Below are 21696 nucleotides of genomic sequence, written 5' to 3'. Positions count from 1 at the left end.
ACTGTACTCGCACAGTGACGCCCCGAAATTAGGCTCAAGGGGCTTGCTATTTCCCTGTTTTTAGATTCCAGCCGGTTGATTAAAGCGATGCGCTCTCCAGCGACAAACGCCTCCGGCTTGACCAAGACAGGCACAGCGATAATGTTTCACATCAACACTAGAAACAGCCGAATATTTCTACATAAAAACCAGGATAAAGAAAAATTTCGTCTATCTCATTAAATAAAGTCCTCGCTGAGAGCCGACCACGGATCGGATTAGTAGATGCTACCGAAACCCATAGGCTTTTACAATAAAAGGTCTGGGGGCGATTCGGAGATCAGGGATTCATCCTAATTAATTCACCTAGCTTAATATCATGGACTTCTTTCCTTTTGATTCGGCTGTGAGTGTCAACTAGTTTCCAACTTTAAAAACCTCTCAAACTGTTCACTATGAACAGTTTTTCTAAAAAGACTACGATCGCATCCGGGATAGAGCAACAAGAGGAGGAGACCCAATCATTGGCATTTGCGGTGTCTGCACTAAAGTTAACTTTGCCCTTATGGATGAGGATTGGCGCGGTTAGGAGCGTGAGTCGTTAGGACACAAGGCAGGGAATCAATACCATGAATGCAACCCCTTGACTCAGGGGACGAAGATAGCTGGGGTTTGAAGACAATGCATCTTCCTAAGGAATTATTATGAATAACCACATTTAAGAGTAAAGCAGCCAAGAGGACTTTACTCTGTGACAATATGCAACTATGTCATCAATTCCACACAAATCGGTTTTTGATTGGAGCCACAGATTGTGAACACGGGGAGCAAGCTGGTGTTCTCCCCTCTCCAGATTAGGAGTAGAGAATCAAGGATTTAGCAGTCCGGAGAAATTAAGCAACGCTTGTGTAAATGGTAGCGATCGCCATAACTGAGGATATGCACTCGAAGATTGTGGAGGCTCAAGGGATCGGTCGCGCCGGCTTCATTATGGTTGGTGTAAGACAATTCTGCTGGATCGATGATGGTTACAGTCCCTTTCCCCATCACCTGCAACATGCCATCCCGCTCAAACATGGCACAGGTATCTTCATCAATACCGATCCCCAAGCGTTCGGGATGAGCGGCGACGGCACTCATCAAACGCGCCATGCGATTGCGATTGTGAAAATGTTGATCCACGATGATTTCCGGGATCAACCCCAAACCCGTTGCCATATCCACTAAAGAACGATTAGGAGACTCTCCACTGCCGCCGCCGGCAATCATGTGATGTCCCATCACCGCCGCTCCCGCACTGGTGCCAGCTAGGGTAATCTCGCCCTGTTGTACGCGCTGACGCACTTTTTCCATCAATGGCGTGTCGGCGAGTAACCCACACAAGCGAAGTTGATCGCCACCTGTCATGAATACGCCAGTACAGTCTTCGATATAGCTTTGTAATTCAGAGTCTTCCGCTTGGGCGCGATCGCGGATATCGAGAACCCGGAGTTCCTTAGCACCCATGTCCTGAAAAATGTTAACGTAGCGCTCGCCAATAATGGCGGGTTCTCGTGACGCTGATGGAATAATGGCTATACGGGCATCAACTGACCCACAACGCCCAAAAAACGTGTGCAGGATTTCTCGTCCATGAACTTTGTCTTCAGCGCCGCCGATAACCAAAATAGCGGTTTTAGTGGATTGAGGCATCCTAGTTCCGTGGTGTTGAGATTCTAACTGCAGCATAATGTGGCTTTTGGGCATAGGTGGTGTCAAATGCTATAGATTCGCCTGTCGATAGAAATTTCACTTTATACTTTATATGGCTTTTGGTTCTAGCTCAGCGACACGAAAACGCTGTGGCTGATCTGAACAAGATGTGTGACTGAATCCATCGCTGTGGGGGAGTGGGAGAAATCCTGATCCTGTTTCTTGCCTTCATAACGGGGGCGTGATTGCGGCTGCGTAGGAAGATCTTAATCAAGAACCTGCTGTGTGAAGTTGCCGATTAAGCTGTCTTCTAGTCCCACGGATGTAAATGTGGAACGGTGACAAGACCCAATCAGGTTAGCAATTTCTTATAATATCGTTAATATTCTCTGACACGACTGTCGCATCTCTAGTTCCTTTATCCTGGTTAATAGGGCACAAATGCCAGTTTAAGAAGACTGGGGAGTGTTGAGACTCCATTGAACGATTGCGGACTTTCCATTTGCTGCCTCGATTCCCACCCCTCACGGTCTGCTTAATCTTCTGTGCGCTTTGATCTTGTTAGTCTGTTTCCAGATTTTTTTACCTCTCCCCTAAGTTCGGGATTATTGGGTAAAGCACTGGCGAAAAAAATTGCCCAAGTGCATTTTGTCAATCCCCGTGACTTCGCGACCGATAAACATCGGCGAGTCGATGATGAACCTTATGGGGGAGGTGTCGGGATGTTGATGAAACCTGAGCCGATTTTTTCGGCTGTAGAGTCATTACCGATTTTACCGCGACGTGAGGTCATTCTGATGACACCTCAGGGAGAACCAATGCAGCAGCGGTTGTTGATGGAATTAGCGACCGGTTACGACCAACTGGTGCTGATTTGTGGGCACTATGAAGGCGTGGATGAGCGAGTATTGAATTTGGTGACTCGTGAGGTGTCATTAGGGGATTTTGTCTTAACCTGTGGGGAAATCCCGGCGTTGGCACTGATTAATGGGGTGGTGCGGTTGTTACCCGGAACAGTGGGGAAAGTTGAGTCGTTGAAGGCAGAGAGTTTTGAAGCGGGGTTGCTCGATTATCCGCAGTACACCCGACCCGCTGAGTTTCGTGGGTGGAAAGTTCCAGATGTTTTGTTATCTGGAAATCACGCCCAGATTGAGCGCTGGCGCAAAGAGCAGCAGATTCAGAGAACGCGAGAACGTCGCCCTGATTTATACGAAGCTTGGGAAAAGAATTCAGATATTGTTTCAGAGTGAATTACTGCGGGGACTCTTCCCGCGCAGCTTCCCAAGCCCAGAGTTTATGTTGCATATCTAGTCGCTGGTTGGCTACTTTTTCATGCGCTCTTGCAACAAGTAGCCGCTGCTTATTGCGGTTATTTGACCCTTTAACCTTTCGAGACAAAGAGCGCTGTAACCGCTTTAAACGCTTAAGAGAGCGCTTGTAAAATCTGGGATTTGGATACTTTTTACCCTCGCTGGTAATCAAGAAATCCTTCAGTCCCAAATCAGCGCCAATCTTTCCACCATTTAATGGTGCTTCTCTCTGGTCATATTCAACCAGGATGGATGCATAGTACTTCCCACTGGGAGTTTTGCTAATGGTGACACTGCTTGGTGTTCCTTCCATTGGACGATGCTGCACCATCTTGACAGGCAACATCTTGGGAAGTTTTAGCATTCCATCGGAAGTAATACTCCAGTGTTGAGGAATGCGAAACGATTGACGATTACGCCTCTTCTTAAATACAGGAAAACTTCCTAATTTTTTGATTCTAGATAAGCCTGGATAGTTTGTCAATTGTGTCGGGGTTGACCGAACACAATTGACCGCCTCTCATCTGCGACCACAACCGGAGCTTTAGTGAGGATACGCCGTCTTCTCGGCGGGTCTAATAAAGTGAATTCTCTAAGCTGATATGCATTTAAATTGCATACCTTCACGATGTAAGAAAAAGTCTGATCCATCTGCCTCCTGCCTCCTGCCATCTGCCTTTGACAATCAATGCCGATTAGCTTCCCCCATCCCTTATGCCCTACGACGGTTCAAAACGGGGAAAACTGGGTAAGTCAATGGCTGCCAATGATTTGCGCCGCTTCGGGGTACGTAGGGGATAGAGTGTCGGTGAAGGCCAGTTTGAGGGTGGAAGCACCACGTCTTTTGATGGCTCTAGCTCATCGTTGGCATAAGTTTCCCAGTCGTCCTCATCCTGCGCTTCTACCTCGGTGTACTGAGTTTCGGTATCTTCTGGTGACCAATAATCCTCGGTGTCGATGGAGGAGAAGGCGAACTCCTCGGCTTTCTCTGGCTCTGGGTTACGGTCTAACTCTAATGTCAAGGAAACTTGATCTTCAGCTAAATCGGATTGAACCTCGGACAAACCCGATGCCTCCGCAAGAGAAGACATCTCATCCAAAAGTTGCTGTTCCAATTCCAGTTCGGAGGCATCACTATCTTGCTCTGGGGAAACCTCAATCTGTGTTGGTGCGGCTGAGGAGACATCTACGCTTGCAGAACGATGTTCTTCCTGGCGTCTGAGTAAAGACAACGTCGGTTGCTCTGAGGTTACTCCTACATTCTCAGAGGATTCCTCCCAAGGCTTTGCGGCAACAAACGGCTCTACAGAGGGAGGCTCGATCGCAATGGGGCGACTCCAGAGCGGCTCGAATTCGGATGGCTCTTGCACTAACTCTTGTTCGGCTGACCAGGGTTGAATCGGCTGGGCTTTGTGAATCAAAGAAATGAGTGTGCCACGCTGAGGTGGCTGTTGTCCGCTCAACGGGTTAGCGTTGGTCATGTCAAGGGACTTTTCCAGAGCCGTTTTGAATTGCAAGGTTTGCTGCTGCTGTCGATGCAGGCGCGAGCGCAATTCTCGGCTGGTATTGACTTCCTGCATGAGCTGATGGGACTGCTCATTGTATCGCTGCTGGGTTAGGGCGCATTCCCGCTCTAATTGGGCAATTCGTTCTTGAGATCCTTGTAACTGTTCCGATAAAGTCTCAATTAACAGTTGCTGGCGCACAGCCGCTTGATGTGAAGATTCTAAGGCATGAAACAGACGAGCTAATTGCTCTTGAACTGTATTCATATCCTCGGCTTGCTGAACAATCAACAACTCGCGATCGTGCGCTCGCGTCAGCTCTTGGTGTAACGCTTCCTGTTTCTCCTTGAGCGCTTGCCTTAACTGGGCCACTTGCTCATGTAACCGATGATTGCGCTGGCGCATCTTTTGTGCTAATGCAAACCAATCGGCATCGTTACTTCGTCGCAAAGAACCTTCAGCATCCGGTGTGTCAGCCGAATGTTCATCCACCTCAACCGTTGAGGAGGCGAGGGACTGAACCTCTGACTCGTCAGGCGAATCGGGTTCCGATGCCGGAACAACATCGATAAAATTTCGCAAATCGGAAAGTCTAACAATCTGCGACTGTGTTGATGCCCCACTTCCCTCTGGTACATCAGCGGCACTATCCTCCATCGAGGCAGTGGGTTCAGGGAGGGGCTGGTTGTTCGGGGTTTCAGCTTCGCTCATCGCTCTTCATCCAGAGGGTCACAAATCCAAGAGGTAAGTCAGTGGGGGCAAAGTCTCTGAGTCAAAAAGAGTGGAGTCTAACCAACAACTTTGAGCCAGAGGCGATGCGAAAGAGGGTATCTGCCTAACAATTTTGAATCCAATGCTTTGCCCTGACATCAGGTAAGGGTGCATCTGTAGAACTTAAGAACTTACCCCTTTCTCCTTACAAAGTAATGCACAAAAATCCCCAGACCTCAAATTTTAAGTTAAACCCCATCGAGTAGACTATCCTCATATAGGCGCGGATCGGTTCGTGGACAACACTTGTGTCAACAAATCTCGATGCATCAGAGCTCGGTCTACTAAGGACTGAATTTGGTCGCCTGTCAGAGAGTCGCCATTGGCGTAGTGTTCTAGCCAAGTTTGACTGATGAGATTGGGGTCATTGGGGAGTTGATTTAAATCCCATCCCGGCATATCTAATTGAGCCATCAGTTGACTGACTTTGGGGTCATAACTTAGAGCAAAACAACGGCATTCTTCTGCCGCCGCCATGATTAGGCTGTGGTAGCGCATCCCGATTGCCATTTCCACACCCCGAAACAATCCTTTCAATTCCCTGGGGTCTTTGAGCTGGAACAGGTGATTGGGTCCGGTTAGCTGAGCTTGAATGGATTCGGCGATGCTTAAGTCCTGAGATGTCTGAAAGGGTACCAGTAGAATACAGGCTTGTGTGGCTTTTTGAAAGTCAACTAGAGCCTGGGTCAGGCTGGCAAGGCGTTCAGGGGTTAGGGTAGGGTGCGATCGCAAGTTAACGGCGACTCTGGGGGCAGGTAAGTCCCACAAGCCTTTGACGGGTTTAGAGTCAAGTGCCCAAACCGGATCGGGAGCCTCAATAAAAGGAATGTTCCACTCGTTTAAAAGAGCCGCTGAACCGCGATCGCGCACGCTTACCGCCGTACACCCTGCAAAGCACTGCTGCGCTACCCGACGGGTTAAATCGCGCTTTAGAGGGCCAATTCCCTGCGCCCAGGCAATGGTTTTCAAGCCGAGTTGCCGTGCCAACCCCATCAAGCCCCCATAGTAGAGAGGCGACGCCGCACTTGTGACATCCTGAATTAAACTGCCGCCGCCCCAGATAAAGCTATCGGAGTGACGCATAGCCCGTAACACTTGGAAGGGAGAAGTGCGATCGCAACTTTGTACCCCATAGCGCTTACGAGTCTCAGCAGGGTTGCCAGACAGCACCAGAGGTGTCACCGACTCCGGTAGCATTTGCAACAGCGAAGCCAGCAATGCCTCATCGCCACCATTGCCCTTGCCGTAATATCCACATAAAATTGCCCGAATTTGCCCCATGCGAAAACTTTATCAGCTTTCGCTCAACGATACGATAGGTACGGGGTAAGCTGTTACGCATTTAATTGGCTTGTTGAGGCTGCTGGGGTGCTGGGGTGCTGGGGTGCTGGGGTGCTTTTATCTTATGTTTAGAATAGGCACGTTAAATGCACTTTAGCTTATTAGGACGAATGGCATTGAGGATTTGTCATTTCTCTCCCTCACTCCTCACCCTCTCCCCTTATTCTTATGCACGCTCTCTCAATTCCGACCTGGATTATTCATGTTTCAAGTGTGATTGAATGGATTGCCGCTATTTTGCTGATCTGGACTTACGGAGAAGTTAAGCGCGATCGCACTTGGTGGGGTTTGTCCTTCGCCATGTTACCCGCACTAGTGAGTGCCATGTGTGCCTGTACCTGGCACTTCTTTGACAATCCGGCATCTTTGGAGTGGCTGGTTACTCTTCAGGCATCCATGACGGTTTTGGGCAACATTACCCTGTGTGCAGCCGCTTGGTGGATTTGGCGTTCTGCCCAGAAGCCGGAGCGCAAAAATACAACGACGAGAGCGGCTAAAGATGTAACAATTGATGTGTCTTAATTCTCCATTTGAATGACTAAATAAGCTGATGGATAGGGTATAAAACAGTTGAAAATAGCACTTGCTTTTAATAAACCTTATCAACAATAATCTAGATTTTTATTTCCCATTCATTTCATGATTTCTAAAGACGCCTTATTTGCAGTTTCTCTATTTCCTTATCTCGGTTTTTTGTGGTTTATCACCCGTTCGGGAAAGATGCCCCGTTTGGCACTCATTGGCTTTTACATGACTTTGGTGTTTGTTGCCGTCACTATCCCGGCGGGAATTTATGCCAAAGTGGTTTATGGAGAAGCATTAGCCAATGTGGATTGGCTGCATGGTGGTGCCGAGTTTTTTTTGACCCTGTCCAACATTTTGATTGTGCTAGGCTTCCGGCAAGCCGTGATGCAAGCTAAGCAGGGGTCAACTGAAGGATGAAGGATGAAATTATTCCACATCCTCACTCTTATCTGAAATCCCTACTTCTGCATCAAGCCAGATACCCTTTAAGTCAGGCAAAATAGAGATACATGCCCAAGTACTGATCCGCATGAACTACTGTCTTAATCCCGCCTGTCCAGCGCCCCAGAATCCAACAGGAACGAACTTTTGTCGGACTTGTGGGTCAAAGTTATTGCTCAAAGACCGTTACCGAGCGATAGAACCGCTTGGACAAGGAGGTTTTGGCAAAACGTTTTTAGCGGTGGATGAAGATAAACCCTCCCACCCGCGTTGTGTCATCAAGCAGTTTTTTCCCCAAGCACAAGGCACAAACACGGTGCAAAAGGCAGCCGAGTTATTCACTCAAGAGGCAGTAAGGCTGGATGAATTGGGCAAACATCCCCAGATTCCTGAACTGCTGGCGTATTTTTCCCAAGATAGCCAACAGTATTTGGTGCAAGAGTTTATCGATGGGAAAGATTTAGCTCAAGAACTAACGGGTAGTGGGACTTTCAACGAAGCTCAAATCCGTTCGCTCCTCAAGAATTTGTTGCCTGTGTTGCAATTTGTCCATCAACATCACGTTATTCATCGGGACATCAAGCCCGAAAACATTATTCGCCGCCGCAGGGACAGCCAACTGGTTCTCGTGGATTTTGGAGCCTCGAAGGTGGTTACGGGTACAGCCTTGGGCAAAACGGGGACAGCCATCGGTTCGGCGGGTTTTGCGGCACCTGAACAAAGCTTCGGCAGAGCCGTTTTTGCCAGTGATATTTATGGTCTGGGTGTCACATGCATCCATTTGTTGACGGGGATGCATCCCTTTGACCTGTTTGACCCTAATGAGAATGCTTGGGTGTGGCGGAGGGTAATCAAAAGTTCCGTGAGCGATGCTCTCGGTCGAATCTTGGACAAAATGGTAGAAAGTGCCATCAACCAACGCTATCAATCTGCGGCTGAGGTTCTCAAAGATTTGAATCCTCCGGCATCAGCACCCCAAGCGGTGGCTCTCAAGCCACAGAAGCCGATTACACCTGTAGCAAAACCATCACAATCTCCACCTGCTGTGGCGAAATCCGGCGGCGCAATTGATGCAGACTTAGCCGAACTAAAGTCTCAGTTTCTGGGTACTCCAACTCCCAAAAGTCCAAGTCAAAAACCAGCCTCCCAGCCAGTTTCGTCTCCCAGTTCGCAAGCAGCCAAAAGTGAAATTGATCACGAACTGGAAGAGTTAAAATCTCAGTTTTTAGGCTCTACTAATCCTAAAAAACCTCCAACTCAAACCTAAAGTAGAGTAGAAATTGCCCAGCACGGGTTAGGGAACAAATATTTTACAAAATTTTAATGGGCTTAATCTTTAGTACCGACAAGTGCAGAAGTACGGGCGGAAAATCCGGCTCTATTCAGGGCGGCAACGGCTGTAGTACAATCGTGTACCCAGTATTTTGCATTAAAGCGCACAAATTGTTGATAATTAGGCACAGCGACTGTTGCCAACACAGGGACTTTGGCTTGATTTTTTTGTCCTGAATGGGCTTGCAAAATCGATTTGAGTTGATTGAGTTCACTTTTAGTGACCCGTTGCGGTGCCAATTCCACAATTACCATGGGCACCTTTTCAATTAACTCGGCATCTTCAATAATCATTTGGGCTTGATCTTCTCGCTTATCTACCTTGCCCCAAACAATCAGACGGGTATCAGGTTTGATGAAGTTCTCGATGCGTTCGTAAGTGGCAGGGAAGACAACGCCCTCCGCTTGTCCGCTCAAATCTTCCATCTGGACAATTGCCATGCGATCGCCTTTTTTGGTAACAATCGGCTTAATCTCAGTGAGCATTACAATGACACTAATGGTCGTTCGTTTCCCGTGTTCCGCTAAATCTGAAAGACTAATAGGAGATAAAACTTTAGTGGCTTGGAGGGCTGATTTTAGAGGATGGTCGGATACATAAAAACCAAGTAATTCTTTTTCAAGACGGAGTTTTTCTTGTGGAGTATAATCCTGAATATCAGGAGGCTTTGGAGCCGATTCTAAAGCCGCATCCTTGGAATTTTTGCTCCCATTCGTGCTTCCTAAAATATCGAAAATGGTAGTCTGACCACTATCTCTGTCTTTAGCTCGGTCATGTGCCCAACTAATCACAATATCTAAATATTCAATCAATTGCTTCCGATTAGAGGAAAGACTATCAAAGGCACCACAATAAATTAAGGCTTCTAAAGCGCGGCGGTTAACAGTGCGTAAATCAACGCGATCACAAAAATCTGCCAGGGATTGAAATGCTCCACCTTCCTCTCGCGCATTTAAGATACATTCAATCGCCCCCTGTCCTAAATTCCGGATTGCCGACAGTCCAAATAAAATTTTACGAGATACAGGTGTGAAATCGATTTCAGAATGATTGATATCCGGTTTCAATACATCAATTCCCATTTTGGAACAGGTGGCAATATATTTTTGCACCTTGTCTTGATTTCCACTACTACCTGTTAGTAGTGCTGCCATATATTCAACGGGATAATTGGCTTTAAGATAGGCGGTTTGATAGGTTACGTAACCATAAGCCGTTGAGTGGGATTTGTTGAAGCAATTAGAAGCGACTAAGCCATTTGCTAAAAGAAAGTTATGATCGCGCTCAACACCAATGTCATAGACGGTTTGTATTCCTAGAGATTTGCGGCGTACAATTTTAACCATTTTTATATTCTCCTCGATTAATTTTATTGGCATTCATTGGCGGAGGTTGGCACGAAGAAGAGGGCATCTCTTGACCCGATTTGAATCCCACCCCGCTGCTTTGTACCCCACTGGGTTATATATTTTTGCTGGTCATCGCCCTTGCCCACAGCCATTGTAAAGTTATAGCGTACTTCTTGGTAGCAGCCAATTTGCAGACCGGGCATTTTAGCCGCTTTTACATCAAAGGATTCTCCAGCTTTATTAATGATGGCGAAACCTTTATTACCACGTTCAATAAACAGAATATTGGGGTTGTCTGCGCCTTGAGCAATTTCATTACCGTTACGAAAATATTGAGCTTCTCCCATAAATTTTTGATGGAAGAAGACACCAGCCTTAGTAATAGCATCCTTTGCATCGTCTGTATACACAATGGGAAAGCCTTCCTGACGAGCTAAGATATAAGCGTTTGCCAACTTGATGTCTTGAGGGGTAGGTAATTTGTAGCCAATTTGTCCCTGAGCAATATCATGGTTGTGAGCAAACGTGACGGCTTTGATTCCCGGTAAGGCTTGTCCTGAAATCGCGGGATTGATCAGCGATCGCAAATCTCCTCCATAGCTAAAGGCATTGCTCATTGTACTCACCAAATGGAAGTCTGTCACCCACAAGATTCCTGTGTATTCGTTACTTTCAGCGAGGGTTTGCCCTATCACCTCGCCATAAACTAATTTATCAGGTGGGACAACGGTCAGAATATCGCGGAAAAAGTCAGGTTCAATATGCTTGGCGGCATCAAAACGAAAACCATCAGCACCCAGAGCAAGGAGTTTTTTGAGGTAATTTTTGGCTTCCTGCCTGACGTGGGGCGAAGTCGTTTTTAAATCCGGGAGATCGCAGTTAATCCAACCTTGGATGACAGAGTGTCGAGTATTGTAATTGATACAGTTTTGGGGATGAAAATGTTGTGAGGAAAAGCGGGGATACTTAAGGTTTTTAACATAATCTCCATAGTTTGCCATGTGATTAAAAACCACATCAATAATAATTTTTAACTTTCGCTTGTGGGCGGTGTTGATGAGTTCCTTGAGTTCTTGTTCATTACCCAAAGGGCTATCAATGATTGTGTGATCAATTGGCTGATATCGCGCCCACCATTCGGGAGAAGGGTTGCTTTTCTGAGGCGGTGAAACTTGGATGTAGGTGTAACCCTGCTTTTGCAGTTCAGGAAGTTGAGTTTTGATATCCCGGAAACGCATATTAAATGCGTGATAAATTACGCCAGCTTTTGCTGTCGTACTCCGGTTGAAATTCTCTGAAGCCGTAGTAGAGGGTGAAGGTTTGGCGTTGGCTTCGATAGATGGGGCGCGACAGCCAGAGGTGATGGCAGTGAACAGGACAAGTGCAGTGCACAAGCCAAGGAAGGATGGAAATGAGCGTTGCATGTACAAGCCTAAAAGTGAGTCAGGCGAATGGCTACAGCCAATCGGGTGCATTATGGAAGTTTCTATTCTCGCCTAAGAATCACTGAATATAGCAGATGCCAGCTTTGGAGTGAGTTTGGGGTGGATGGGATGCGATCGCTCCTCGGATATGGGCTAGTGGTAATCGACTGGTTCTCTAGACCGTTCAAGGATATCGCTCAAGAGTTAGACGCTCGTTTTTGTGTCTGGCTCAAATTATGTTCAACGAATGCCTAGACTTCTGATGTAGGCATAAGTAAAAGATTTTTTGTTGTAACAATTTTACGTGATTGACACTTTCACAAAAACTGTCTAGCTTAAGTACGGATACATTTATATTCTATTTCTTCAATAAATAAAGAACAATGTGTAGTTTAATAGAATTAAAGCCTGAGAATTAGGTGCCATGACTACAGTTAAATTTGCCAATCCGCCTTTAATCGAAGTCGTCTTTGGGATTAAATTTAAGGCACCCAATTTTTCTTCTGTTCATCTCGGTCTGTATTGGAAAACAATATGTGATAGATTTCCGTTTCAAACTGACAGCCCACCCAATGAAGAAAGTATTTCCTATTCCTCAATGCCCCCTCTTCGCCGGATTTGGTTTGAGTCTGCGAACAGGAAAAAAATAATACAAATACAAGAAAATTATTTCTGCTATAACTGGACTAAAGAAGAAGAGGAGGATGAATATCCTCACTTTGAACAGATATTTCCAGAATTTTTATCTGAGTGGACACAATTTAAAAAATGGTGGTGTGAAGACCAAAAAGAATCACTAGATGTCGTTCAATATGAATTGACGTATCTTAATTTAATTGATGAAAATTCGGGATGGATTAGTCTGGAAGATCACCAAAAAATATTTACTTGCATTAGCGGGGATTTGAATAGTTTTTTGGAAGTGCCAATTTTTTTTGATTTTAGCCTTGCATTCTCCTTGCCTGACAATGAAGGAACTTTATTAGTGGTCGTAGATCAACACATTCAAGAACGTCATGATTCAGATGATTCAGATGATTCAGGTGATTCAGGTGATTCAGATGATTCAGGTGATTTAGATGATTCAGGTGATTTAGATGATTCAGAATTTGTGTTTTTTAGGTTAACTGCAAAAAGCTTTGAAGCTAAAAGGGAACTAACACAATGGTTTGATAATACACACAACTACCTGGTTAAAGTATTTTTAGCTTTGACAAGGAAAGAAATCCAAAAGGAGTGGGGGCGCTATGGCAACTGAGACAAAAACAGCGTTTCGTCTAAATGCTAGTTCCGATCATAAGAGAGAACTGTTAGACTCATTCACTTATCTTGTTACCTATAAAAGAGTCTCGAAAAAAGCTAGAGAGGTAAGTAAAAAGGTAAGTAAAATAAAATATAATCCTGTTAACGTTCCAAGGTTAATTAATCAACTGCGAAGACTTGGGTCAGAAAGTAATTTCTGGGAAGAGCCTCTCATTAATACTACCTGTGATGAAGAAATTGTGCTTGAATGGTGGAATAAAAATAGAAAGCTTACCATTTACATTTCCGAAAATAGAATTGAATACATAAAAGTGTGGGGGCCAGACATTGACAATGAAATGCAAGATGGCTTAATTATCTCATACGAAACTCTTAGAGAACTCTGGGAATGGATATCTGCGAAGGGTTAAAGGAACTAAAGTGTTGACTGATACTGTTTCAAACGAAGAGGTGCTATATAGATGTGTCTTTTATGGAAGAAACTGTTATCGAATAGAAGAGGACGGTACTGTAAGAATTAGCTCTCAAGCTTTTAATGACCGGAACATGGCTCCTTCTGTTGATAGAGCATGTCTTTGTAACTACCAGCCTGGATGGACTCAGAAGAATGAAAAAGATGGTGTAATTAGTCTTATCACTCTTGAAGTTCGGATGATAGATACAGTTAACAAAAAGGATGCTAAAGGCAATTTAATATTTGCCTATAAAATTGATGTTTATCCACGACCTATTATTAACGATTCGGAACTACCGGATAATCCAGCTCATGCACAAATTGAGCCAACTCCACAGTATCAAAACAAATCGATTTTCCGAAAACTTCTAGAACGGCTGGCAATTCTTGCCAGCCAACGTGAGTGGGAAATTCCACCTTACGAATTGCGAAGATAAAAAGGATAGAGTGTAAATTAGCGACTAGATCGACCCGTGGCTGTTAGTTAATAGCAAGTTTTAACCTACGTTCTCGCAGAGTAGCTATCTCGTAGGGAATCGCACTTCTCCCAAACACTTCTACTCACCATAAATCGTCACAACAATATCTCGTTGACGCGGCTTAACATCACATTCGAGGTGAAAAATTTGTTGCCAAGTTCCTAACTCTAGCGTGCCATTCTTAACAGGTACAGTTAACGAAGGCCCCAACCAAGTCGCTTGCAGATGAGAATGTCCGTTACCATCGTGCCACATCTGCTCATGTCCATATTCTCGACTCGGTGGAATCAGTTTATTTAAGATTTCTGGTAAGTCCCGTTGCAGCCCTGGCTCAAATTCAATCGTACCAATAGAGGCCGTACTACCAATATTAAAGACGTGAGCCATTCCTGTTTTAATGCCTGACTTCTTAACAATAGAATTGACCTTGTCAGTAATGTCATGCATATCCCCATGACAATTTGTGGAAAGATGAATTTGCTCTTGATGAACCATGATTTAAGTTGGGTGTGCTGATATGATATCTGTAATTTAAGCAGTGAAATGCTGCAATTGACTAGGGTGGAAATTCCTCTTCGTTCTTACGCCCCCACGCCTTCTTTCTCAACCTTCATATTCACTATCAATCTCTATATCGAGAGTGTCTTCATCAATCCGCACATACAAAATATTCGGACGGCAACAAACCTGACAATCCTCAACATAGGACTGCTGTCCACCTGCACTCAGATCCACAAACGTTAAATTCGGTTCGCCACAGTAGGCGCACATGTATTCGGCTGTATTTTGCATTCGCTGCGATCGCTCTTGAGTGCCCCGGTTATTTTACAGAACTATTTACCGATTATGGCAATTCTCTCTTTTGGTAGAGGCAAAAAAGTTTTTTAGCTGCCAAATTGTTTGTAAACAACTCTTAACAAAACCCATGACGGTGTCCAGAAGCCCTCGCGTCGTCATTGTCGGAGCTGGTTTTGGTGGCTTAAAGGCAGCGCAGTTGTTGGCTCGTTCTGGAGTCGAAATCCTACTGATTGACCGCAACAACTACCATACCTTCGTTCCTCTGCTGTATCAGGTAGCGGTAGCGGAACTGGAACCGGAACAAATTGCCTACCCGGTACGCCGAATCTTGCGGCGGATACCGAATGCTCGTTTCGTGATGGCTGAGGTAAAGCAAATTGATTTTGCAGGTCAAGTTGTGGAAACAGAGGACTCGGCAATTTCTTACGACTTCTTGATTTTGGCGACAGGAAGTAAATCCCAGTATCTGGGAGTACCGGGTGCGAGAGAGTACACCTTGCCGATGAAAACATTGGAAGAAGCCGTCGCGTTACGCAACCACATATTCTCCTGCTTCGAGCAAGCCGTCAGGGAAAAAGACGCAACCCAACGCCAGCAGCTTCTCACGTTCGTGATTGTGGGGGGTGGCCCAACGGGCGTAGAATTAGCGGGTGCCTTAGTTGAGCTGATGCATGGCCCTTTGGTCAAAGATTATCCAACCCTCGATTTGCAGCAGGTGCGGGTGATACTTTTGCAATCAGGTGATCGCTTAGTTGCGGAGTACCCCCAGCGCCTGGGTGACTATACGCAAAAACAGCTACGAACCAGAGGGGTTAAAGTTCACCTACAGGCAAAAGTTAGCCAAGTTACTCCCCAGGCGGTACATCTTCAAGATGGTACGACGATCTTGGCAAAGACGATTATCTGGACAGCCGGTGTAGAGGCGTCTCCACCCCCTCCCACGGGGGAACTATTCCCATCTGCCAAGGGGAAAGTTGCCGTTCTCCCAACTCTCCAGTTGCCAAATCAGCCCCAGGTGTATGCGATCGGTGATGTGGCTGATGTAGAGTACAAGGGACAACCTTTGCCAGCCGTCGCCCCCGTCGCTATCCAACAAGGAGCATCTGTTGCAAATAATATCAAGCGGCAATTACGTGGACTATCCCCTCAAACCTTTCGCTACAAGGACAAAGGTCGGGCAGCTATTATTGCACGCAATGCAGGGGTCGCGCAAACTGATAAGCTGACCTTAATGGGATTTCCCGGCTGGTTTCTCTGGCTCGGTATTCATCTTTATTATCTCCCTGGCTTACGCAACAGCCTGCTCGTGTTCATCAGTTGGGTTTGTGATTACCTATTTGGCGATCGCTTTGTACGTCTAATTTTTCCCCAATCGACATTCCTGGGAATTCAATCTCCACCCTTTGCGGCTACAGATGATCATCAACCTGGAGCGAAACAGAATATAGGATAACGACCACTCTAATCCCTTTTGACTGCCGACATTATATATAGGTGATTTGACATGAATTACATTCCACTTGCTGCACGGATTTGTCTGTCTTTAATCTTTCTGCACTCTGGTATAGGTAAAATTTTCACCTTTGCTGACACCCAGCAGATGATGGCGGCGAGAGGTTTACCATTGCCTGCTTTGTTGCTAATGGGCAATATTGTTTTTCAAATCGTGGGTGGGATATCACTACTCCTCGGCTACAAAGTCCGTTGGGGAGTGATTTTATTAATCCTGTTCTTGGTTCCTACTACCTTAGTGTTTCATAACTTTTTGGCTGATCCAAAGGAGATGACCGCGTTTCTCAAGAATTTAGGACTGATTGGTGGATTACTGATGGTATACTACGCGGGAGCTGGTGCTGTTAGTTTGGATACACAAACGGATTTGTCTAACCCGAATCGGCAATCTTCTCAACTTTAAAAGAGAAAGCGATCGCACATTGCCTCTATCGTGCGATCGCGAAGTATCCCGTTAGGGTTTTCGCTAAGTATCCCCTTCGGGTTAGTAGGTCTTGTCAACCTAGTAGGAGCAAAATCAATGAACTAGCGATAGACTTAACTCAATCACCTGAAAGCAAGTCTGATTTCTCTAGTAAAGATAGATTCTTTGTGTCCAAAATAGCAGCCTTCAAGCCGATAGCTTGGTCAAGCATTCCCTTAAACGGGATTAAGTTTCTTTAGGCTGCAACATCCTGGTGCGAATGAATCGATCAATGCACAATTTTCCGTAATATAAAGCCTCATCAAGACTGTAAAAACAGAACGGTTCACTATATAATTTTCCGTCTGGGTCAGTGAAGTCAACGGCAATATAATTCCCTTCTTGTCTGGTGAATAAATTCCATTGTCTGTAAATCATTCTCCTAACCTCCACTCATCTGTAACGGTTTACGAAGTGGGTCATGCAATAGCGATTCTATGCCACTTGTATTACAGTGACATTCGCTTAGGAGACCTCAATGACTACGGCTTAAAAAGCTGGTGTCGATGGTACTCCTCCCATTGCCTACGGAGTTAGCTGACGGGCTAAGACTGGAAGGTGTCTCTCTTATCTAATAAGATTCGCCCCAATATTTGGTTCCTCCGCTCTGAATCTGGTTTTTGACTACTGAAAGGATTATATTGACCAGACCTGATTAGGCTACCCACATTAGAGATTATCTTTTATATTACACCTGTATTGCACTTTTCTTCAAATTTTTCAGCTCTTGATTATTAAGTTTTTAATCATGAGTCATCCGTTAGACGTGAAGCTATCTCTTCAATACTTTAGACAAAAAATTCACAGTTAAGAGACAGCCAGAAAGATGAGCTTCAGGCACGTTTTAGGCAAAATTTGTTTGTAGGATGGGTCTTGCCACCCTACAGGACAACAGGAATAGATTTTGTCCAGCTTCGCTGAGTCTTCAAGGGAGTAAAGTGGCTAAAAGAAACAACATTTAACGCAATACCAAGAACCGGTATCATCTTTGCAATAGTAGCATCCGTTCCACCAGACGCAGGCGTTGTAGTAGGAGACCAAACGCTCAGAATTGAGTAAGGTTGCGACTTCATCTCTTCTATCGGTTGAAGGATTACGGGCTTCCCACTCTAGGGTTTTTTTGAGCTTTTCAGAAACACGCTCTAACTGATTCAGATGTGCGACCATCAAAACCTCTTGTGCAATAATTTTTTTGACGAAATGCTTTTCCGACAGACCCAAGAATTAAAAAAGAGCCGGAAAGTACCAATGTAAAATTCTTACTCTCACTATAGCAAGATTCACCAGCTATTTCCTCCAACCGTAATGTTTCTTTGGTCAATTCAATGTTTCTTTAGAATTGCGAAGTTGATCTCGGCGTTTTCCTCAGAGTCGGCGCAGGTAATTTAGTTCTTTGGGAGAATATCTATCCTCAAAATTTACGGATTCCTGTTGAATCCACAATCCTAGTTGCTTTAAGTCTTCTAGGGTGGGACTGGTTTGAATCATGTGGGTAATGGTTCTCATCCATCGGTTCAGTGTACGGTAGCTGACGAATTGACCTCCTTTATCGCGGCGATGGACAAAGAGAACATACGCCCAGCTTTCGATCCGAACAATTGCAGAGACGGGAATTTTCAGCAAACAGGCAATGTAGCGGAGGCTGAGGCGAAATCGTTGAGCGGGCTGAATCTGCCGAAATAAGCTGGTTATCATTTTGTCCCCTCACTATCTTGGTCTGGAGTTTCGGGTGTGAGGTCGAAGATGATGGTGTGAGGGGCGGTGGGGAGTAGCTGGCGGAGAATTCTTAAATGAGCCTCGGCATCGCAGCGACGACGGAAACGGGCAACAATCGTCTGTCGCATGTTGGGATGGGGGCGAATGATACACCAAGGAAATAGTTGAGTTTGGTAGGTCATTAGGCACTCCTGGTAAGCGTTGACACTTTGCGGATTGACCTCTCCCCTAACCCCTCTCCTGGCAGGAGAGGGGTACTGTTCTCTGCTTCCCTGGTAGGGAAACCGGAGCTTTAGTGAGGATGAGGAACTGGGGGATTAGGCTGCGATTGACATGCCATCCCAGTAAAAAGTGATATGGGCACAGCGAATTGGCGAGAACTCTGACGATGTACACAGGTTCTGCAATAGGCAGGTATGGCAACCTCACAGGCGATCGCAATGAGCGCTCCAATCAAAATCGCCTACAAGGTTGTGGTGAGATGACAGTTTTTGTAAGACACTGAGATAGCAGCAGGCATCCAAAAGGATATCCAAGGAAGTACCTAACTAGCCTTGAGGTGGCTTTCCGGATTTCCTGTCTGTTTTTATGTCCATCTTTATCATTCCATAAATTAGACAAATTGTCTAGAGCATTTATTTAGACAATGTATGGCGAAAAGAAACACATCTGGCTCACAGGAGAGTGAATCTCCGTTGAAGAAGCTTCGAGAAGAGGCTGGGTTGTCTCAAGAGGGACTAGCCAGAATTATTGGTGTAGCAAGCGCGACAATCAGCCGTTGGGAGAGAGGCGCTTCTCCGGCAATGATGAGTGTGCCTCAAATGAAGGCACTATGTAAGATATTGGGCAAAAGTATTGAGGAGTTGCCTGACGAGTTTGGGCCACAGAAGCGATCGCATGAGGGGGAGGGGTGAGGAGAGGAAGGTGCGATCGCATCTTCTAAAAATGACGAAAGAGGACTATTTTTAAGATAAGCATCCAAGCAGGCAACATCTAGCTAGCTATAGGCTGCATTTATCCGCGTTAAGTCAATTCGCAGTAACGTTTACCCACTGGATAATTGAAGCAGCTTGTTTCATCACTCGTCACATAGCAAATCCGGTAGTTATTATATGCGTCAAGCATATATTTAAGTTTTCCATGATCCGACCAACAAAACCCGAAGATGCAGCAGCGCTGATTGCCGTAGCCAGCACAATCGGTTTCGAGCCGAACGAGCTTGAGGCTCTCGGTAAAATGCTGGCTGATTACTTCGGCGGCAACACCGACAGTGATTCCTTCTGGCTTACAGACGAGGATGACAAAGACGGGCCGGTGGGAGTCGCCTACTGTGAGCCTGAACGGATGACCGATCAGACGTGGAACCTACAATTGATCGCCATTCACCCCAACCGCCAGGGACAAGGACGCGGTAGGAAACTGATGCGCTACGTTGAAGAAACATTAAAGGCGCGCGGTGGACGAATGCTACTAGTGGAAACTTTAGCAAACTTAGAGCGCACACGGACGTTTTACGCCAAGTGCGGCTACGAGGAGGAGGCTCGCATCCGGGACTTCTACACAGCGGGCGCTGATAAGATTGTGTTTCGTAAAGTGTTGAATGCGGACTAGATTACAGGGGAAGGTGCGATCGCAACCCTCAAAGGTGCTTAACTCAAAAACCTCGATACAAACGCCCTTCCCGTAACTGCACAACGGGCTGTCTTGACATCTGTACCAACTGCTCATCATGAGTCGTTACAATCACCGTCGCACCCATCCCATTGAGTTTCTTGAGAATATTTAATACCTGCCGAGAATTATCGGGATCGAGGTTACCCGTGGGTTCATCCGCTAGCAATACGGGAGGTGTCCCCACGATCGCACGCGCTAGACTTACCCGCTGTTGCTCTCCCCCTGAGAGTTCGTCGGGAAAACAGTTCGCTTTGTGTTGCAAACCTACAACCTTCAACGTGGGTGGTAAACGGCGCTGAATTTCCTTGCGGGTGTAGCCTTGTGCCCACAAGACAAAAGCAATATTCTCCGATACAGTCCGCGTCGGAATCAGTTTGTAGTCTTGAAACACAACACCGATGCGACGACGCAGCAACGATAAGCGATCGCCCCTTAACTTCCCCACATTCAAATCATCGACGATTACCTCTCCAGAACTAGGGCGTTCTGCACCATAAAGCAGCTTCAGCAAGGTTGATTTCCCCGCCCCCGAAGGACCAGTAATCAATAAAAAATCTCCTCGCTTCACCTCTAAACTGAGGTCAAACACGCCCAAGCTGCCATTCGGATAACTTTTTGTCACTCCTTGTAATTTCACCATTACAGGATTTGGGCTGGTTGTGGCGTTGGCAGCCACATCGGGTTGAGTTTGGCTATTACTGGGGTGACCCAAGACGGTCGTCATAGACAAGCGATCGCAAATGAAATAAATCGTGAATCCAATACATTAATACAAAAAGTGGGCAGGTAACCCTACCTACCCCTATTTTTGGGCAAATATTTTGTTCAAGCCAAGCGCTGACCAATAGCTTTAAGGGCAAACTGGGGCAAAGCCATCATTCGCCGCCAACGCCAAGGTTCTTGATACAGCCGATATAGCCATTCCAAGTGATTCTCACGTAACCATACAGGCGCACGGGTTTTAATCCCCGCCCAAATATCAAAGCTACCCCCAACCCCAATCCAAGTCGCCTGAGGGCACAGGTGGCGATTTTGGGCAATCCACAACTCTTGACGAGGAACACCCAAGCCAACCAAAATCAAACCGGGTTGTTGGTCTTTGAGCATTTGCTTGAATTTCTGTTCTTCTTCGGGTGAGAGGTAACCATGTTCAATTCCTGCGATCGCCAGTTCTGGAAGCTTGTCTTGCCAAACCTGACGCGCCTTTTGAGCAACACCAGGAGAACCCCCATAGAAAACCACTGGGCAAGACTTACCTAATTCCCCAGCCTGCCGCAGTACAGACTCAGCCAGTTCAATGCCTGGACAGCGTCGCCCTCGTTGACCCTGAAGCCATAAGTAAAGAATGACCCCAGAACCATCAGGAATCACCAAGTCTGCTTTTCGGATAATTCCAGCGAGTGCATCGTTGTGTTCTGCCTGTATTGCCATTTCTGCGTTCAGGGTCACCACATGACTTCCCACCCTCTGGAGTAGACGAGTCCCTAGCCAGTGGTCATAGTCATCTAAGAGGTGAATCGGTAGACCCAGCACGGAAAATTGTTTGGGTGCCTCAACCATAGCCCAGTTCTTGAGTATCCTCACATCACACATCTCACTAACAATATGAAGGCTATCCGATCCGGACACTTAAAGCTAGCCAATTTTCGAGATTACTTAAATGTGAC

The 21696-nt window shown here is 46.0% G+C and carries 25 protein-coding genes and 1 riboswitch; of the genes, 12 read left to right on the top strand and 13 right to left on the bottom strand.

Going from position 1 to position 21696, the window contains the following annotated elements; genetic code table 11:
- Positions 1-855: 855 nt before the first annotated feature.
- Positions 856-1725: a cyanophycinase gene (locus tag MIC7113_RS05235; RefSeq protein WP_015181136.1), complete on the bottom strand. Its 870-nt coding sequence runs from the start codon at positions 1723-1725 to the stop codon at positions 856-858.
- A 491-nt stretch (positions 1726-2216) separates the two neighbouring features.
- On the opposite strand from MIC7113_RS05235, the gene trmD reads away from it, so the two are divergent.
- Positions 2217-2921, top strand: coding sequence for a tRNA (guanosine(37)-N1)-methyltransferase TrmD (gene trmD, locus MIC7113_RS05230; protein ID WP_015181135.1), 705 nt, complete (start codon positions 2217-2219; stop codon positions 2919-2921).
- A 1-nt stretch (position 2922) separates the two neighbouring features.
- Here trmD and MIC7113_RS05225 read toward each other — a convergent pair whose 3' ends face one another.
- The 3 genes from MIC7113_RS05225 to csaB all read right to left on the bottom strand — a co-directional run bounded on the left by MIC7113_RS05225 (position 2923) and on the right by csaB (position 6538).
- Positions 2923-3465, bottom strand: a complete 543-nt coding sequence (locus MIC7113_RS05225) for an RNA-guided endonuclease InsQ/TnpB family protein (RefSeq protein WP_155897937.1) — start codon at positions 3463-3465, stop codon at positions 2923-2925.
- Positions 3466-3700: 235 nt separating this feature from the next.
- Entirely contained in the window at positions 3701-5197 is a 1497-nt protein-coding gene (locus tag MIC7113_RS05220) for a hypothetical protein (RefSeq protein ID WP_015181133.1), read from the bottom strand.
- A gap of 273 nt (positions 5198-5470) precedes the next feature.
- On the bottom strand, positions 5471-6538 hold the full coding sequence (csaB, locus tag MIC7113_RS05215) for a polysaccharide pyruvyl transferase CsaB (RefSeq protein WP_015181132.1): 1068 nt from the start codon (positions 6536-6538) through the stop codon (positions 5471-5473).
- Between the two features lie 228 nt (positions 6539-6766).
- Here csaB and MIC7113_RS05210 point away from each other — a divergent pair, with 228 nt between their 5' ends.
- The 3 genes from MIC7113_RS05210 to MIC7113_RS05200 all read left to right on the top strand — a co-directional run bounded on the left by MIC7113_RS05210 (position 6767) and on the right by MIC7113_RS05200 (position 8831).
- The gene (locus MIC7113_RS05210) at positions 6767-7120 is read left to right on the top strand and encodes a DUF2499 domain-containing protein (protein WP_015181131.1); all 354 of its coding nucleotides are present in this window, start codon (positions 6767-6769) and stop codon (positions 7118-7120) included.
- Positions 7121-7237: 117 nt separating this feature from the next.
- On the top strand, positions 7238-7540 hold the full coding sequence (locus tag MIC7113_RS05205; protein ID WP_015181130.1) for a DUF3593 domain-containing protein: 303 nt from the start codon (positions 7238-7240) through the stop codon (positions 7538-7540).
- Positions 7541-7652: 112 nt separating this feature from the next.
- Positions 7653-8831: a serine/threonine-protein kinase gene (locus MIC7113_RS05200; RefSeq protein ID WP_015181129.1), complete on the top strand. Its 1179-nt coding sequence runs from the start codon at positions 7653-7655 to the stop codon at positions 8829-8831.
- A 62-nt stretch (positions 8832-8893) separates the two neighbouring features.
- On the opposite strand, the gene MIC7113_RS05195 is transcribed toward MIC7113_RS05200, so the two are convergent.
- Complete coding sequence (locus MIC7113_RS05195) at positions 8894-10243, bottom strand: helix-hairpin-helix domain-containing protein (protein ID WP_015181128.1); 1350 nt, start codon at positions 10241-10243, stop codon at positions 8894-8896.
- A gap of 23 nt (positions 10244-10266) precedes the next feature.
- Positions 10267-11670, bottom strand: coding sequence for an alpha-amylase family glycosyl hydrolase (locus MIC7113_RS05190; protein WP_015181127.1), 1404 nt, complete (start codon positions 11668-11670; stop codon positions 10267-10269).
- Positions 11671-11697: 27 nt separating this feature from the next.
- Between MIC7113_RS05190 and MIC7113_RS35950 the strand changes: the two genes are divergently transcribed.
- The 4 genes from MIC7113_RS35950 to MIC7113_RS05175 all read left to right on the top strand — a co-directional run bounded on the left by MIC7113_RS35950 (position 11698) and on the right by MIC7113_RS05175 (position 13824).
- Positions 11698-11925 carry a hypothetical protein gene (locus MIC7113_RS35950; RefSeq protein WP_015181126.1) on the top strand — a complete coding sequence of 76 codons (228 nt, stop codon included), beginning with the start codon at positions 11698-11700 and terminating at the stop codon, positions 11923-11925.
- Between the two features lie 169 nt (positions 11926-12094).
- Positions 12095-12928 (top strand): TIGR04255 family protein, encoded by an 834-nt coding sequence (locus tag MIC7113_RS05185; protein ID WP_015181125.1) that lies wholly within the window; start codon positions 12095-12097, stop codon positions 12926-12928.
- On the top strand, positions 12918-13343 hold the full coding sequence (locus MIC7113_RS05180; RefSeq protein ID WP_015181124.1) for a hypothetical protein: 426 nt from the start codon (positions 12918-12920) through the stop codon (positions 13341-13343). The genes MIC7113_RS05185 and MIC7113_RS05180 overlap by 11 nt, the downstream gene beginning before the upstream one ends.
- Positions 13344-13353: 10 nt before the next feature.
- Entirely contained in the window at positions 13354-13824 is a 471-nt protein-coding gene (locus MIC7113_RS05175) for a hypothetical protein (RefSeq protein WP_015181123.1), read from the top strand.
- Positions 13825-13944: 120 nt separating this feature from the next.
- On the opposite strand, the gene MIC7113_RS05170 is transcribed toward MIC7113_RS05175, so the two are convergent.
- Positions 13945-14361: a secondary thiamine-phosphate synthase enzyme YjbQ gene (locus MIC7113_RS05170; protein ID WP_015181122.1), complete on the bottom strand. Its 417-nt coding sequence runs from the start codon at positions 14359-14361 to the stop codon at positions 13945-13947.
- Between the two features lie 108 nt (positions 14362-14469).
- Positions 14470-14658, bottom strand: a complete 189-nt coding sequence (locus tag MIC7113_RS05165; RefSeq protein WP_015181121.1) for a CPXCG motif-containing cysteine-rich protein — start codon at positions 14656-14658, stop codon at positions 14470-14472.
- A 133-nt stretch (positions 14659-14791) separates the two neighbouring features.
- Between MIC7113_RS05165 and MIC7113_RS05160 the strand changes: the two genes are divergently transcribed.
- Positions 14792-16117, top strand: a complete 1326-nt coding sequence (locus MIC7113_RS05160; RefSeq protein ID WP_015181120.1) for an NAD(P)/FAD-dependent oxidoreductase — start codon at positions 14792-14794, stop codon at positions 16115-16117.
- A 51-nt stretch (positions 16118-16168) separates the two neighbouring features.
- Entirely contained in the window at positions 16169-16579 is a 411-nt protein-coding gene (locus MIC7113_RS37935) for a DoxX family protein (protein ID WP_015181119.1), read from the top strand.
- A gap of 246 nt (positions 16580-16825) precedes the next feature.
- On the opposite strand, the gene MIC7113_RS05150 is transcribed toward MIC7113_RS37935, so the two are convergent.
- The 3 genes from MIC7113_RS05150 to MIC7113_RS05135 form a co-directional block, all read right to left on the bottom strand.
- The gene (locus tag MIC7113_RS05150; protein WP_015181118.1) at positions 16826-17017 is read right to left on the bottom strand and encodes a hypothetical protein; all 192 of its coding nucleotides are present in this window, start codon (positions 17015-17017) and stop codon (positions 16826-16828) included.
- A gap of 129 nt (positions 17018-17146) precedes the next feature.
- Positions 17147-17268, bottom strand: a riboswitch (cyclic di-AMP (ydaO/yuaA leader).
- Between the two features lie 736 nt (positions 17269-18004).
- The gene (locus tag MIC7113_RS05140; RefSeq protein WP_015181116.1) at positions 18005-18334 is read right to left on the bottom strand and encodes a hypothetical protein; all 330 of its coding nucleotides are present in this window, start codon (positions 18332-18334) and stop codon (positions 18005-18007) included.
- Entirely contained in the window at positions 18331-18537 is a 207-nt protein-coding gene (locus MIC7113_RS05135; protein ID WP_015181115.1) for a hypothetical protein, read from the bottom strand. Before MIC7113_RS05135 ends, MIC7113_RS05140 begins: the two co-directional genes overlap by 4 nt.
- Positions 18538-19005: 468 nt before the next feature.
- Between MIC7113_RS05135 and MIC7113_RS05130 the strand changes: the two genes are divergently transcribed.
- The gene (locus MIC7113_RS05130; RefSeq protein WP_015181114.1) at positions 19006-19269 is read left to right on the top strand and encodes a helix-turn-helix transcriptional regulator; all 264 of its coding nucleotides are present in this window, start codon (positions 19006-19008) and stop codon (positions 19267-19269) included.
- A 226-nt stretch (positions 19270-19495) separates the two neighbouring features.
- Positions 19496-19966, top strand: coding sequence for a GNAT family N-acetyltransferase (locus tag MIC7113_RS05125; RefSeq protein ID WP_015181113.1), 471 nt, complete (start codon positions 19496-19498; stop codon positions 19964-19966).
- Positions 19967-20009: 43 nt separating this feature from the next.
- Here the strand turns inward: MIC7113_RS05125 and ftsE are convergent, their stop codons facing one another.
- A complete protein-coding gene (gene ftsE, locus MIC7113_RS05120) occupies positions 20010-20753 on the bottom strand; it encodes a cell division ATP-binding protein FtsE (protein ID WP_015181112.1) in 744 nt (247 codons plus the stop codon).
- Positions 20754-20854: 101 nt separating this feature from the next.
- The gene (locus MIC7113_RS05115) at positions 20855-21589 is read right to left on the bottom strand and encodes a WecB/TagA/CpsF family glycosyltransferase (RefSeq protein ID WP_015181111.1); all 735 of its coding nucleotides are present in this window, start codon (positions 21587-21589) and stop codon (positions 20855-20857) included.
- Positions 21590-21696 lie beyond the last annotated feature (107 nt).

Source organism: Allocoleopsis franciscana PCC 7113 (assembly GCF_000317515.1).
Classification (GTDB): Bacteria; Cyanobacteriota; Cyanobacteriia; order Cyanobacteriales; family Coleofasciculaceae; genus Allocoleopsis; species Allocoleopsis franciscana.
Note: the sequence above shows the minus strand (reverse complement) of the source record. Positions and strands in the feature narration are given on the sequence as shown.